At 38.7% G+C, this 14,946-nt stretch carries 16 protein-coding genes; 15 read left to right on the top strand and 1 reads right to left on the bottom strand.

Annotation, left to right across the window (positions count from 1 at the left end; translation table 11 throughout):
- Nucleotides 1–99: 99 nt before the first annotated feature.
- The 7 genes from LKF16_RS03430 to araA all read left to right on the top strand — a co-directional run bounded on the left by LKF16_RS03430 (nucleotide 100) and on the right by araA (nucleotide 8,517).
- Nucleotides 100–570: a PTS sugar transporter subunit IIA gene (locus tag LKF16_RS03430; RefSeq protein WP_291468654.1), complete on the top strand. Its 471-nt coding sequence runs from the start codon at nucleotides 100–102 to the stop codon at nucleotides 568–570.
- 34 nt (nucleotides 571–604) lie between these two features.
- Nucleotides 605–1,549 (top strand): LacI family DNA-binding transcriptional regulator, encoded by a 945-nt coding sequence (locus LKF16_RS03425; RefSeq protein ID WP_291468652.1) that lies wholly within the window; start codon nucleotides 605–607, stop codon nucleotides 1,547–1,549.
- A gap of 180 nt (nucleotides 1,550–1,729) precedes the next feature.
- Entirely contained in the window at nucleotides 1,730–2,812 is a 1,083-nt protein-coding gene (locus tag LKF16_RS03420; RefSeq protein WP_291468650.1) for a GntR family transcriptional regulator, read from the top strand.
- Nucleotides 2,813–3,278: 466 nt separating this feature from the next.
- Nucleotides 3,279–4,697, top strand: a complete 1,419-nt coding sequence (locus tag LKF16_RS03415) for a sugar porter family MFS transporter (RefSeq protein ID WP_291468648.1) — start codon at nucleotides 3,279–3,281, stop codon at nucleotides 4,695–4,697.
- A gap of 23 nt (nucleotides 4,698–4,720) precedes the next feature.
- Nucleotides 4,721–6,322 (top strand): xylulokinase, encoded by a 1,602-nt coding sequence (locus LKF16_RS03410; RefSeq protein WP_291468646.1) that lies wholly within the window; start codon nucleotides 4,721–4,723, stop codon nucleotides 6,320–6,322.
- Between the two features lie 12 nt (nucleotides 6,323–6,334).
- Nucleotides 6,335–7,069: an L-ribulose-5-phosphate 4-epimerase gene (locus tag LKF16_RS03405; protein ID WP_291468644.1), complete on the top strand. Its 735-nt coding sequence runs from the start codon at nucleotides 6,335–6,337 to the stop codon at nucleotides 7,067–7,069.
- Nucleotides 7,070–7,092: 23 nt separating this feature from the next.
- Nucleotides 7,093–8,517: an L-arabinose isomerase gene (gene araA / locus LKF16_RS03400; protein ID WP_291468642.1), complete on the top strand. Its 1,425-nt coding sequence runs from the start codon at nucleotides 7,093–7,095 to the stop codon at nucleotides 8,515–8,517.
- 47 nt (nucleotides 8,518–8,564) lie between these two features.
- Here araA and LKF16_RS03395 read toward each other — a convergent pair whose 3' ends face one another.
- Nucleotides 8,565–9,323 (bottom strand): hypothetical protein, encoded by a 759-nt coding sequence (locus tag LKF16_RS03395; RefSeq protein WP_291468640.1) that lies wholly within the window; start codon nucleotides 9,321–9,323, stop codon nucleotides 8,565–8,567.
- A 155-nt stretch (nucleotides 9,324–9,478) separates the two neighbouring features.
- On the opposite strand from LKF16_RS03395, the gene LKF16_RS03390 reads away from it, so the two are divergent.
- The 8 genes from LKF16_RS03390 (at nucleotide 9,479) to LKF16_RS03355 (ending at nucleotide 14,899) form a co-directional block, all read left to right on the top strand.
- On the top strand, nucleotides 9,479–9,943 hold the full coding sequence (locus tag LKF16_RS03390) for a GyrI-like domain-containing protein (protein WP_291468638.1): 465 nt from the start codon (nucleotides 9,479–9,481) through the stop codon (nucleotides 9,941–9,943).
- 17 nt (nucleotides 9,944–9,960) lie between these two features.
- Nucleotides 9,961–10,749: a hypothetical protein gene (locus LKF16_RS03385; protein WP_291468636.1), complete on the top strand. Its 789-nt coding sequence runs from the start codon at nucleotides 9,961–9,963 to the stop codon at nucleotides 10,747–10,749.
- A gap of 126 nt (nucleotides 10,750–10,875) precedes the next feature.
- Complete coding sequence (locus LKF16_RS03380; protein WP_291468634.1) at nucleotides 10,876–12,072, top strand: NADH-dependent flavin oxidoreductase; 1,197 nt, start codon at nucleotides 10,876–10,878, stop codon at nucleotides 12,070–12,072.
- A gap of 61 nt (nucleotides 12,073–12,133) precedes the next feature.
- Nucleotides 12,134–12,352, top strand: coding sequence for a hypothetical protein (locus LKF16_RS03375; protein ID WP_434735156.1), 219 nt, complete (start codon nucleotides 12,134–12,136; stop codon nucleotides 12,350–12,352).
- Between the two features lie 77 nt (nucleotides 12,353–12,429).
- Nucleotides 12,430–13,101, top strand: a complete 672-nt coding sequence (locus tag LKF16_RS03370; protein ID WP_291468632.1) for a type 1 glutamine amidotransferase — start codon at nucleotides 12,430–12,432, stop codon at nucleotides 13,099–13,101.
- A 122-nt stretch (nucleotides 13,102–13,223) separates the two neighbouring features.
- A complete protein-coding gene (locus tag LKF16_RS03365) occupies nucleotides 13,224–13,676 on the top strand; it encodes a MarR family winged helix-turn-helix transcriptional regulator (RefSeq protein WP_291468630.1) in 453 nt (150 codons plus the stop codon).
- 2 nt (nucleotides 13,677–13,678) lie between these two features.
- Nucleotides 13,679–14,176 (top strand): GNAT family N-acetyltransferase, encoded by a 498-nt coding sequence (locus tag LKF16_RS03360; protein WP_291468629.1) that lies wholly within the window; start codon nucleotides 13,679–13,681, stop codon nucleotides 14,174–14,176.
- Between the two features lie 9 nt (nucleotides 14,177–14,185).
- Nucleotides 14,186–14,899 (top strand): B3/B4 domain-containing protein, encoded by a 714-nt coding sequence (locus LKF16_RS03355; RefSeq protein ID WP_291468628.1) that lies wholly within the window; start codon nucleotides 14,186–14,188, stop codon nucleotides 14,897–14,899.
- Nucleotides 14,900–14,946 lie beyond the last annotated feature (47 nt).

The raw sequence follows: 14,946 nt of genomic DNA, 5'->3' as shown, positions 1-14,946 counted from the left end.
CATGTTCAAAATTATTAACAAATCACTTGACCTAAAACCCGTTTCAGACGATATGGTTCAGTTGTAGCAGGAAATATAACGACTGAAAGGTGATAGATCATGAAAATATCATTGAGAAATAATTTTGAAAATGTTGAATTAACTAATAATAACCAAATTGAGGCCGTTAAAAAAACTGCCGAGTTACTAGCGATTGATTTAGGTGCATCTTATCAAGAAATAGTCAGTGGACTTTTTGCCAGAGAGGCAGTTAGCGATACGGATGTTGGCGAGGGCGTAGTTATCAATCATGCCTATTCTAGTGACGTGAAGGAACCAGTTTTATTTGTTGTCAGCTTTGACCATGAAATTGGTTGGAATTATCCAGATGTTACCCAGGTCGACACCATCATCGCGATTGTTTTGCCAGTTTCTTTTCAAGACCATAACTTTGTGCAATCAGTTCGCGACAACGTCCGGTTAAAAATTGAAACGGGTGAAACCTTCACTGACGTACGGATCGATTCAACTACTAATGCTGAATTGGATGACAATCTGAACACGTTTTTGCTACACCCGGCTCTGGCGTGATACATTGTAGTAAGAAGCGACAGGAGTGTAGTATATGACAAATATTCATGATATTGCCAAATTATCAGGTTATTCAGTCTCAACAGTTTCCAGAGTTCTGAATCAAAAAAATTATGTCTCGGACGATGCTCGAGTAAAGATCCAACAAGTCATTGATCAAATGGATTATGTCCCAAACGATGTAGCTCGAGACCTCAGCCGTGGAAAAACTTATAACATTGGTGTCGTGTTGCCATATACTAAACACGCATATTTTGGACAGATCCTCGATGGAATCATGTCAGAAGCATACAAATTAGGCTATCGAGTTTTGGTCTTGTTATCCAATTATGATCAAAAAAAGGAACGCGAGTTTTTGGAACAACTGCGACGCAAAGCTTTTGATGCGTTGATTTTTACATCTCATGGACTACCTTTAGAAGAGATTGCCAAGTATTTAAAGTACGGCCAGATAGTTTGTTGCCAAAATCCTGGAGACGTCAAGATGCCAGCAGCATACACTGAACGTTATCATACTTATGTTGAAGCTTTCACCTGGGTCAAAGAGCACGGATATTCCAAAATTGCTATCATGCAAAACCGCGATTATCGCAAAAGCGCCACCAGCGAAAAAACGATTGCGGCATTTCAGAACGTCTTTGGAGTAATGCCGGATCCTAAATTGATTGTCAATAATATCACGACCTATGACAACGGTTATGAAGCCGGCAAGTATTATCACGATAGTGGATTGAACCCAGATTTTGTCTTTGCTAACAGTGATGACATTGCGACTGGATTTAGACAGTTCTATATCGACAACCAATTGGAAATTCCTGCTTTTATGGGACAAGAAGGGCAGTTGCCGAGTCAAATCTTGGGCTTTTCGACGATTGATCATCAACTGACCAAGGTTGGAGCAGCAGCATTCAAGGTGGCATCTAGTGACGAACAGCAAACCATTAGAATACCATCGATCTTCATCAATCGCTGTAAATAAGTATTTATAGTTAAGTCGAATCATTTTGCGATTCGGCTTTTTTGATGCGGACAAATTGTTTATAAAGACAAAATTTGTCTTTTTCTAAAATTTATCCGTACAAATTTTCCGAAATAGCCCAATTTCCCGATAATTCATGCTAGAATAAATTTTGAAATGAATTAGTTAGGAAGTGATCTGGTGGAAACTAAATACGAAATGGTCGAAAACGACCTTAAAGAAAAGATTCTTTCAGGTTCTTTTGCAATCAATGACAAATTGCCGACAGAATCTGAAATGATGAAAACTTATCAGGTTAGTCGCTATACCATTCGCCGAGCCATCAGTGATCTGGAATCTGAACATTACTTGTATACCATTCAAGGTGGGGGGATGTTCGTTGACGACTGGCAAAAGCAAGTTGAACAAACTCCGCTTGAGAGTAAGCAAATTGGCGTGATTACTACTCATATTGCCGACTATATTTTTCCCAACATCATTACCGGGATCGACCGATATGTTTCAAGCAAAGGCTATTCAGTCTTGATCAGCAACACGCAAAATGATCCGCAAAAAGAACGTACAAGTTTGAAAAAAATGATCGACAGTAATTTATCTGGTTTGATCATTGAACCAACGCAGAGTGCATTGGGCGATCCTAATAAAGACTTGTATCAGAAGATTAAAGAGTCAGGATTACCAACGGTTTTTATCAACTCGCATTACCAAGACCTTGATTTTCCATATGTTGAAATGAATGATATTGCTGCCGGCAAACAAGTGACAGATGCATTATTTAACATGGGACATGAACGGATTTTGGGTATTTTCAAAATTGATGATGGTCAGGGTGTTCATCGGATGAATGGCTACATTAAGTCTTATCAAGGACATAATCAATTTTCTTATTTGAGTGAAATTGTGATGTATCAATCATCGGACAATATGCACTCAGTTTTCAGTCGAATTGAAGCTATCTTGAGAAGAGAAGACCGACCAACAGCAATTGTTTGTTACAACGACCAATTGGCGATTCAAGTAATAAATTTGATCCGTTCATTGAAGTTGAACGTGCCTAAAGACGTGTCAGTAATAGCATTTGATAACTATCAATTATCCAAATACATCTCGCCAAAACTAAGCACAGTCGAACATCCAAAGGAACAAATGGGCCGAGACGCCGCCAAGATGATGTTCGATCAAATGGAAAATAAAACCATTGAAAAATACATCATGTATGAACCAGAGATGATACTTAGAGAATCAACAAAGAATAGAGCGTAAAAAGAGCAGAGCGTAAAAAGAAAAGATTTGAGGCAAGAGCATAAGATCGACAGAGACGGAGTGGGCGCGTCACGCCCCGCAGTCTTTGGCGAGCTTATGTGTCCTGCCTCATTTTCTTTTTGCGCGTTTCCGCTATATGGATAGAACGCGATCAACCAAAGTAACAACCAACTTGTCCGCCCCAATTAATAACTTACTTTTTTATCCATTATTTAAATAGCAAAAAAATCAACAACACCACAACAACAGTAAAATACCAATCAAATATAAAGCCATCAGAAATTTTTTTCTGATGGCTTTTTTGTTTGAAAACGTTTTAATACCAGATGTTTGGCAGACAATTGATACGTACAAATCGTTAAACTAGTGAAAAATGTATCTTGATTTATACGTACAAATGTCTTATGATGTTTTTGAGCTTATGAAAGTGCTTTCAAATAATAATTGCTTTTTGAGGAGAAAATCGATGGATACGAAAAAGAAAATCCCAAGTGGTTTTATTTATTTCTTCGGATCATTTGGTGGAATTTTATTTGGTTATGACATCGGTGTTATGACGGGGGCTTTACCATTCTTGCAACATGATTGGGCCCTTCAAAATAGCGCTGGTATCGTTGGGTGGATAACTTCAGCTGTTATGTTCGGTGCCATTTTTGGTGGAGCATTGGCCGGAAGCTTATCAGATAAGTTAGGTCGTCGGAAGATGATCCTGATATCATCATTAGTTTTTGCGGTAGGTTCAATTCTTTCAGGAATCTCACCACATGATGGTCAATACTACTTGATCATCGTCAGAATGTTCTTAGGTTTGGCCGTTGGTGCAGCTTCAGCCTTAGTTCCGGCTTATATGTCAGAAATGGCCCCTGCAAAAATGAGAGGTCGTCTCTCAGGCTTGAACCAAACAATGATCGTTTCAGGTATGTTGCTTTCATACATCGTTGATTACTTGTTGAAAGGTTTACCTGAACAACTTGCTTGGAGATTGATGCTTGGATTAGCAGCTGTTCCTGCAGTTATTCTTTTCTTAGGTGTTTTGAAATTACCTGAATCTCCAAGATTCTTAGTTAAGAGCAACAAAGTTGATGAAGCAAAACAAGTTTTATCATTTATCAGACCAGCTGATCAAGTCGAAGCTGAATTGAAAAATATTCAAGAAACAGCCACCGACGAAAATCAAGCAGCCAAGAATACTTCAATCAGTACATTATTCACTGGTAAATATCGTTACTTAGTTATTGCTGGTGTTGGTGTAGCAGCTTTCCAACAATTCCAAGGTGCTAACGCGATTTTTTACTACATTCCTTTGATCGTTGAAAAAGCTACAGGTAACGCAGCAAGTTCAGCACTATTATGGCCAATTATTCAAGGTATCTTATTAGTACTTGGTTCACTCTTGTTCCTAGTTATCGCCGACAAGTTCAATCGCCGTACTTTGTTAACGCTCGGTGGAACAGTCATGGGACTATCATTTATTCTTCCTGCAATTCTTAACTTGATGATGCCAAACATGAATCCAATGATGATCGTTGTGTTCTTATCGATCTACGTCGCATTTTACTCATTCACTTGGGCACCACTTACATGGGTTATCGTTGGTGAGATCTTCCCATTAGCGATTCGTGGACGTGCTTCAGGTATCGCTTCTTCATTCAACTGGATCGGTTCGTTCTTAGTTGGATTGATGTTCCCAATCATGACAGCCAATATGTCACAAGAAGCCGTATTTGCAATCTTCGGTATCATTTGTCTTCTCGGCGTTCTATTCATCAGAACTCGTGTCCCTGAAACAAAAGGTCACACACTAGAAGAAATCGAAGAACAAGGTATCAAACATCACCACGCTGAAAAAACTGAAGAAGTTGAAGAAAGTTCAGTAAATAATTAATCAATTGAAATGGAGAGATTTCAATGAATTTAGTCGAAATATCTAAAGCAATCGAACAAGGTAAGGTTTCACTCGGAATCGAACTTGGATCGACACGGATCAAGTCAGTTTTAGTAACTGAAGATTTTAATACTATTGCCTCAGGTAGTTTCACTTGGGAAAACCAATACGAAAACGATATTTGGACTTATCCAATCGATTTGGTTTGGCAAGGAATTCAAACCAGCTATTCCCAAATGGCTGCTGAAGTGCAAAGTAAATATCATCAACCTTTAAAAAATATTGGATCAATCGGTATCAGTGCCATGATGCACGGTTATCTCGCATTTAATAAAAAATCAGAATTATTAGTACCATTTAGAACTTGGCGCAATAACATCACAGCCGACGCTGCTGAACAATTGACGAAGGAATTTAACTTCAATATTCCGCAACGTTGGTGCGTGGCTCATCTCTATCAAGCAATCTTGAATAAAGAAGAACACGTCAAAGACATCGACTTTATCACGACTTTAGCTGGATACGTAACTTGGAAATTGTCTGGAGAAAAAGTTCTTGGTATCGGTGATGCTTCTGGAGCTTTCCCAATCGATCAACAAACAGGTGACTACTCGCAAAAAATGCTCGATAAGTTCGCCAACCTAGATAACGTTAAACAATACGATTGGGATATCAAATCGATTTTGCCTAAGGTTGAAAAAGCTGGCGTAGTTGCCGGTAAGTTGACCGCAGAAGGAGCTAAGTTACTCGATGTTAATGGCAATCTTGAAGCCGGTAGCATCATGGCACCTCCTGAAGGCGATGCTGGAACTGGAATGGTCGGAACTAACAGTGTTAGAAAACGGACCGGAAACATCTCAGTCGGAACATCAGCTTTTTCAATGGTAGTTTTGGAAAAACCTCTAAAGAGCGTTCACAAAGATATTGATATCGTAATGACGCCAGATGGTTCGCCAGTTGCGATGGTTCACGTTAATAACTGTTCATCTGACATTAATGCTTGGGCAAGCTTGTTCAATGAATTCGCTGCTAGATTAGGCGTTAACTTAACTCCGGACAAATTGTATGAAGCTCTGTTCCTAGAAGCTACAAAATCAGATCCTAATGCCGGTGGATTAGTTAACTACAGTTATCAATCTGGTGAAAACATCACCGACATCAAAGCAGGTCGTCCATTATTCGTTCGGACGCCAAACAGCAAATTTAACCTCCCAAACTTCATTTTGACTCAACTATATGCTGCTTTTGCACCACTGAAGATTGGTATGAATATTTTGAGTAATGAAGAAAATATCAACACGGATGTCATGATTGCTCAAGGTGGTTTGTTCAAAACACAAGTTATGGCTCAACAAGTTTTAGCAAATGCGCTTAACTTGCCGATCACAGTCATGGGTAATGCTGGTGAAGGTGGTCCTTGGGGCATGGCAGTTTTAGCAATGTATGCCAAAGATAACAATGGTCAAACGTTGGATGACTATTTGGACCACAACGTCTTTACAAGTCCGGAAAGTATGACTTTGAGTCCAGAACCAGAAGGCGTTAAGGGATACGAAGAATTTACTGAAAAATATGTCGCTGGACTTCCAATCGAAGCTACAGCAGGTAATGCAATTAAAGATTAGGAAGGTAGTTCTATGTTAGAAAAACTTAAACAAGAAGTATATGACGCCAACATGCGTCTACCAGAACTTGACCTAGTAACTTTTACTTGGGGTAACGTTTCTGGAATCGACCGCGATAAAGGATTGTTCGTTATCAAACCTTCAGGTGTTGAATATGGTTCATTAAAGCCTGAGGACATGGTCGTCGTTAACCTTGATGGCGAAGTCGTTGAAGGAAACATGAATCCATCAAGCGATACGCCAACACATACTGTTTTATACAACGAATTTAAAGACATCGGTGGAATCGTTCATACGCATTCACCTTGGGCAGTCTCATTTGCCTCAGCTAATATGGACGTCCCAGCTGCAAGTACAACTCATGCTGATACTTTTTACGGTGACGTTCCAGTATCTGACCCATTGACAAAACAAGAAATTGAAGAAGACTACGAAGGCAACACCGGTAAAGTCATCGTTAAAACATTTAACGAAAGAAATATCGATCACGACGCTGTCCCAGCTGTTTTGGTCAGCCAACACGGACCATTTGCTTGGGGAGCTACTCCTGACAAAGCTGTTTACAATGCCAAGGTGTTGGAAGTTGCTGCCGAGATCAGTTACCACGCTTTGCAATTGACACGCGACAATATCCGCGTTCCACAATACTTGCTCGACAAGCATTACTACAGAAAACACGGTAAGAATGCTTACTATGGTCAAGATAATGCTAAGTCAAAAGAACATGCACAACACGTTGAAGAATAATTAAAAATCCGAGGAGAATTATCATGAAAAAAATGCAAGATTACGAATTTTGGTTCATCACAGGAAGTCAATTTTTATATGGTCCAGAAACACTCAAATCAGTAGAAAAAGATGCTAAAGAAATTGTCGACCAATTGAATGCTTCAAAGAAGTTGCCATACCCAATCAAATTTAAGCTAGTTGCTACAACAGCTGAGAACATTACTAAAGTAATGAAAGAAGTTAACTACAACGACAAGGTTGCTGGTGTTATCACATGGATGCATACATTCTCACCAGCTAAAAACTGGATCCGTGGTACTAAATTATTGCAAAAACCATTGCTACACTTAGCAACACAAAAATTAAACTACATTCCTTATGACACAATTGACTTTGACTATATGAACTTGAACCAATCAGCTCACGGTGACCGTGAATACGGATTTATCAACGCTCGTTTACGTAAGAACAACAAGGTTATTTCAGGTTACTGGGGCGACGAAGATATCCAAACACAAATCGCTAAGTGGATGGACGTAGCCGTAGGTTACAACGAATCATTCGACATCAAGGTAGTTACATTTGCTGGTAAGATGAGAAACGTTGCTGTTACTGATGGCGACAAGATCGAAGCTCAAATCAAACTTGGCTGGACAGTTGACTACTGGGGCGTTGCTGACTTAGTTAAAGAAGTTAATGCTGTTTCAGAATCAGATATCGATGCTAAATATGCTGAATTGCAAAAAGAATATGACTTTGTTCCTGGCGACAATGGGGATGAAAAATTCGAGAAGAATACTAAATATCAAATTCGTGAATACTTTGCAATCAAGAAATTCATGGATGACCGTGGATACACAGCCTTCACAACTAACTTTGAAGACCTTGAAGGATTGGAACAATTGCCAGGTCTTGCCGTACAAATGTTTAACGCTGAAGGATATGGATTTGCTGGTGAAGGTGACTGGAAGACAGCCGCTTTAGACCGTTTGATGAAGATCATTTCACACAACAAAGAAACAGGATTCATGGAAGATTACACATTGGATCTAAGAAAAGGCCACGAAGCAATCCTTGGTTCACACATGCTTGAAGTTGATCCAACAATCGCTTCAACAAAACCTCGTGTTGAAGTTCACCCATTAGATATCGGTGGAAAAGATGATCCAGCACGTCTTGTATTTACAGGTTCAGAAGGCGATGCAATCGACGTAACTATGGCTGACTTTGGTGATGAGTTCAAACTCATTTCATATGACGTTGAAGGTAACAAGCCAGAAAAAGAAACACCACATCTACCAATCGCAAAACAACTTTGGACTCCAAAGATGGGTTGGAAGAAAGGTGCCGAAGCTTGGATCACTGCTGGTGGCGGTCACCATACAGTACTATCATTTGCCGTTGATTCAGAACAAATTACTGACTTAAGCAAGATGTTTGGCTTAACATACGTAAACATTCAATAATCTCAAATCTTTTAGAATACGCAAAAAGCAGCCAATCGGCTGCTTTTTTAATTGTTATAATTATTGTTCAATTGAGTGGTTAACTTATTTAATGCCTTCAAGTCTTTGTCATCGATCGATGATGACTTCTTAGTTAAGGTTGGATTGTTTAGCTTATATTTCTTGTCGTCAGAATTCTTGATCCAAACATTATATTCTGGAACTGAGACTTTGAAAAGCGATGAAGTCTTGATGTGATTATCTTTGAGATATTCCACATATTTCTTATCTAAATCTGTTTTAGTACTATTATTGATACCAGTAATGATCTTTGAACCAATTTCCGGAAGTGGCGTTTCTTTAGACTGAATGAAAACCTTCTTAGATTTAGCATTCTTGGTGATTCCACCATGCCAAACGACGGTGATCTTATGATCAGTCAATTTGTCGTCGCCTGAGATCACTCGATTGACTAAGATTGTAACCTTTGTCATAGCGTTAGAATTGAGGTCAGTCATTTGTTGTAGATTCACAACTGTACCACTGATGACGTAGTCGTTTTTCTTCTTGAGTCCGTCTAAATCTTCTGGAAATGTTGCCAAGTCAGAGATAGTAGTTTTGTTATTGACGACTTTGAGATCTGAAGTTTTCTTTTCCCAAGTAGTCTTATTTTGTTCGATCTCACGGTGGGAGATCGATTGCTTCGGTTTATCTACGATTGATGATTGTGAATCCGAGGCAGCATTTTCGGTACCTGACTTATTCGTACAGGCACTGAAACCTAAGACTATTATAAGTATTGCAATTATTGGGAAAAATTTCTTCATTAACGGGGTCGACTTCTTTCTATATTTAATTTAGTTGGGCCTAATTTATTAGTTAAGTATATTTTATCAGTTTGTGACAAATTTTTCTAATTAAATGCTTAATATAAGATTAAATAACCATTTTTGTTATACTAATGATTAATTATGAGGTGGATATGAAAACAGAAGTGAGATCAATTCAAATCATCGGCACTGCCAAAACGCTGAAAAATGGACGCTCAGAGATTGCTGATTTTTGGAAAAGCGTGACTACTAGTGGTCAATTAGAACAAATGTATCAATCTTCAGATTTAAATGATCCACATTTTTTCGGCATCAGTATTATGGAGCCGGATAATTTGCAATATATTATCGGCGTGGATTCTAGTGAACAGTCTGAAATTTTTGACTCGTTTAAGATTGCAAGCGCCACTTGGTTCAAGTTTTCTGGTTCTGGAAAGTTACCAGATGCTATTCAAGAGCTGCAGGAAAAAATTTGGCAGGAACATGGCCAAGAAATCGCTGCAAGTTCAGAACAGCGCGATGTTGCGATCAATATCGAGGAATATTATGATATGACTCCGGATTTTTCAAAATTTAATATCTTGATCCCGCAGTCAAAAATTATTATCAAGCACTAATAGATAGGAGAATCTCATTGGATTTTTGGAATGATTATTTAAAGTGGGTCGTTGCTACCATGATTGCCATGATGGCCGTTCCATACGTCACCGCTAGAATTGCGTCAGCTCTCGGTCACGTATCGAAAAAGTCATTGGTCGAAGGACTCGGACCAAACAGTCAATTGTTGGTCGGAGGTCTAGGAGTCTCGATCCATGAATTCGGTCATGCCGCTATGGCTTATTTGTTTGGTCACAAAGTCACTCACGTTCAACTATTGAATTTTCACTATGCCGAAACGGGGACGTTAGGTTCAGTCAACCATTCGTGGAATGATAAAAATCTCTATCAACAGCTAGGAAACTTTTTTATCGGCTTAGCACCTTATTACGTCTCGTCAATAGCACTGTATTTTTTGCAAAAAGTTTTACTTCATTACAATTTGAATTTTACGCAGGCATTATCAACTAAGACCTTGGATTCAAATACTATTTCAAGTTTGATCACGTCAGTATTTGATAATTTTGCAGAGATGTTCTCCCAAGCCTCAATACCGATGATCATAGTCTATTTGATTTTATCGGTCATGATTTCCAGCACTGGTTATGACTTGAGCAAAGAGGATTTTCAAACCGTCAATCAAGGAATAATCCCATGGCTAGTCGTCCTATTTGTGATTGCAACCTTGGCAGTAATATTTAATTTGACCAACCAATTAGTCGGACTATTGATGATCGTGACAATATTTTCACTGTTGTTCTTGATTCAATCGTTGCTGTATATCTTGGTTTCAATCTTTTTCATCAGAATTATTAGTATATTTTAGATTTCAAATCTTCTAACTTAGAGTTGGTTCGTCAGAATCAACTCTATTTCTTTACTTATTAAATATTTCACAATTAATAATGATAGCGGTATCATAATCGCATAGGTGGAAATGGTGGAGATTCATATGGCAGACTATAAGTTTTTGGAACCTTATACATTTGCAAAGAAGGGTATTACAGTAAAAAATCGGATAGTTATCCCACCAATGACTGAAATGATGAGTTTTTCCAATGGTGAGGTAACACGTGATGAATTGCGTTATTATCGTATCCATACGGGCGGCGCAGGTATGTTCATTACCGCTGTTGCTTATGTTAATGATGAAGGAAAAGGCTTTGAAGGTGAGTTGAGCGCTTCCGATGACCGTTTCATTCCAAGTTTAGCTAGTTTAGCAGATGTTATTCATAAGAACGGCACTAAGGCTATTCTCCAAATTTTTAGTGCTGGTCGAATGACTTTTAAATCAGTTCTTCGTGGCAAGCAACCAGTCAGTGCCAGTGCAGTTACTGCTTTACGTAAAAATTCTGAAGAACCGCGTGCATTGAGTGAAGAAGAGGTTGAACAAACCATCAAGGACTTTGGTCAAGCTACTAAACGAGCAATCTTGGCAGGGTTTGATGGTGTCGAGATCCACGGTGCTAATACATATTTGATTCAACAATTCTTCTCACCACATTCAAATCGTCGGACTGACAAGTGGGGCGGATCATTAGAAAATAGAATGAGATTCCCATTTGCAGTGATCGATGAGGCTCAAAAAGCCATCGACAAATATGCAGATAAACCATTCATTTTGGGTTATCGTCTTTCACCAGAAGAAGTTGAGAAACCAGGTATTACCTTTGACGATACTTTGAAATTTGTCGACGAGATCAAGAACAAACCAATTGATTATTTACACATTTCCATGGGTAATGTTTGGAGAAAATCATTGAACGATAAATCAATTGATACACCTCTAAACATTACTATCAAGGAACATTTAGGCAACGATATTCCACTGATTGGTGTCGGTGATATTCAAACACCTGCTGAAGCTGAAAAAGTCTTAGATAAAGGTATCGAATTTGCTGCACTTGGTCGTGAGAGTATTCGTGAGCCAGAGTGGGTTGAAAAAGTTGAACACAATGATGAAAAAGCAATTAGATATACATTGTCAATGGACGACCACGATGCTCTGGGATTATCAGGAACATATTGGGACTTCTTAATGTCCGCCTTCAGACCAGGCATGCAAGTGAGTGTAGATAAAACGACTGACAGGTCACTATTCAATAATGCCTTAGATGACATCTTTGGTGGTGGTGAAACAGGCGTTTAAAATCACAAAAAAGTCTAGGAAGAAATTCCTAGACTTTTTTCTTGTCCTTCAACTGAGTGAAATGTTGCGTGAACCTAACTGGGTTCAAAAAGTTGAAAACAACGATGAAGACAGTATACGGTATACAATATCAGAGTCCGATCTTGATGAATTGAAGATTACACCATCAATGTGGGATTTCTTGATGATCCGTCTAAAGGCTGCAATGCATGTATCCAATAAGCCTGATTACAATCCAAAATTGTTTGCTAATAAATTAGCACCACATGAAGGTGCATAAGAGTAAAGTCTAGGATAAACTCCTAGATTTTTTTTGTATACAATTTGTTGTATCATTAACAAAAATGGAGGTTTATTATGCGGATAAATATTTTACAGCACACGCCTGACGAGGGCGCAGGCTCAATTCTGGACTGGGCAAAGTCACGCGGACATGAAGTGTATACCTATTATCCAGGATTTTTTAATGGTGTATTACCAACTGCGGATGAGACAGACATGCTAGTTTTGCTTGGTGGTCCGATCAGTCCCAACGATTCAGACAAATTTATTGGTAATGAACGTAAGCTGATCCAGCAAATGCTTGACCAAAATAAACCAATGTTTGGGGCATGTTTTGGTGCTCAACAGATCACGAAAACACTGGGCTATCCCGTCGGAAAATCGCCAGTCAAAGAAGTCGGCTGGGCGCCAGTCACATTACAAAGTTCAGTTATATCTGGATTACCAAAAAAGCTTAATGTTTTGCACTGGCATGAAGAGATGTTCGAAATCCCCGACGGCGCAAACCTATTGTTCTCAAGCAAGGGCTTGAAGAATCAAGGCTTCGAATTTCATCACAAGGTCGTCGGCTTGCAGTTTCATTTGGAACCTAAATTAGATAACGTTCGCGAGATGGTCGTGAATGATTTTCCATATCTAAAGGGATCAGTCTTGAACGAATCGGCTGAAGAAATTCTCAAGACTGAAATTTCTGAAGAGAATGAAAAAGCCATGTTTGAAATCTTAGATTATATTAATGAGAAATAAAATCGCCATCGATTATGATGGCGATTTTTCAGTTTACGCGTATAAATATTTTTTTAAATTATTGTTGCAATTGCAACAACCTAGACTTATTATATTCTCACAACGTCAAAAGAGGTGGAAAGTTGAAAAAAATATTGAGACCAATAGGGGTTATTTCTAGGGCATTGGATTCAATTGCAAACATCGAGCTTAAAGAAGTCGACCTGACCAGAGGACAGTACCTATATTTAGCTAGGATCTGCGAAGAACCAGGTATCATCTTGGAACGGATGGCCAACTTGTTAAAAGTTGATAAGACTACGGCAGCACGGGCGATTCAAAAGCTTGAGAAAAAAGGCTTAATAAAAAGACAAACCCAATCGGACAACTTGAAGATCAAAAAGATTTTTCCAACTGACAAAGGTGAATCGCTTTATCCACTTTTAAAACGTGAAGAGAATTATTCAAATTCCGTGGCATTAAAAGGCTTTAGCGATGAAGAACAAGCACAGCTTTTTGAATATTTAGACCGCGTCTCACTAAACGTTGACGATGATTGGAATTTAGTTAAATCAGGTTATAAGAGGGATTATTAATTATGAATAAAATTGAAATAGTAGCGTGCGATAAAGATGATCTACATGCAATTCAAAGAATTTCGCGCCAAACATTCAGCGATACGTTCGATGAATACAACACTGCTGAGAATATGAACGAGTTTCTTGATAATGCATACAGCGACGAGCAACTTTTACAGGAATTAAATGATGTTAATTCACAATTTTATATTGTAAAAATTGATGGGGACATCGCCGGCTACACCAAGATCAACTTTAAGGACAACGAATTCGAACTAGAACGGATCTATGTTTTGCAAGCTTATCAAAAAAGCGGCTTAGGCAAACTATTACTAGATCACGCCATCAGTTCGGCCAAGCTATTACATTGCGACCACATCAATTTGGGAGTTTGGGAACACAACGAGAACGCCTTAGCTTTTTACCAGAAGATGGGCTTTAAAAGAATCGGTCAGCACGTTTTCAAATTAGGACAAGACGACCAAACAGACTACATTTACCAGAAAAAATTAAACTAGGAGCAATACATGAAAAATATCGTAATCGACCCAGAGTTCTGGAACTTATTCCCAGAAGGACAAATTAGCATTTTGACACTACAAGGAATCGACAATAAGGTAGACGAAAAAGACGACCCATACTTCCAAAAGTTACTAGACGATGCCACAGAAGAATCAAAGAAGTATTTGACTGACGATACCTTCAGATTAAATCCAGTAGTAGACCAATGGCGAGAAGCCCTGAGAAAATTCAAAACAAAAAAGGGCGCACGCTCATCGATCGAAGCACTATTAAAACGAGTCTCGCAAGGTAAAAGCTTTTCACCAATCAATCCACTAGTTGATATATACAACAGCATCTCGTTAAAATATGGAACACCATGTGGAGGCGAAAATGTCGACAAGATGGATGGCGATTTGCACTTAGGAATGGCAAAAGGTGGAGAAGGCTTTAGACCATTAGGAGACGATGAAGATTCACCAGCATTAGAAGGTGAGATTATTTACTATGATCAGACAGGTGCAATTTGTCGCTGCATGAATTGGCGAGAAGCGCAGAGAACCATGTTGACAGAAGACACGACAAACGCCGTCATGGTAATCGAAGCAATCAACGATGAACAAGCCAAAAGAAGCGATGACGCAATAATCGAGTTGAAACAACTCTGCGAAGATTATTTCAAAGTAACAGGGAAAACCGCAAAATTAACAAAAGAAAAACCGACAGCAGAAATAGAATAGAAAAAAATATTTGATAATATCGATTTACTGAGATGTAAAAGAAGAAG

The sequence above is a fragment of the Companilactobacillus sp. genome, assembly GCF_022484265.1.
Classification (GTDB): Bacteria; Bacillota; Bacilli; order Lactobacillales; family Lactobacillaceae; genus Companilactobacillus.
This window is presented reverse-complemented; position numbering and strand designations above follow the sequence as displayed.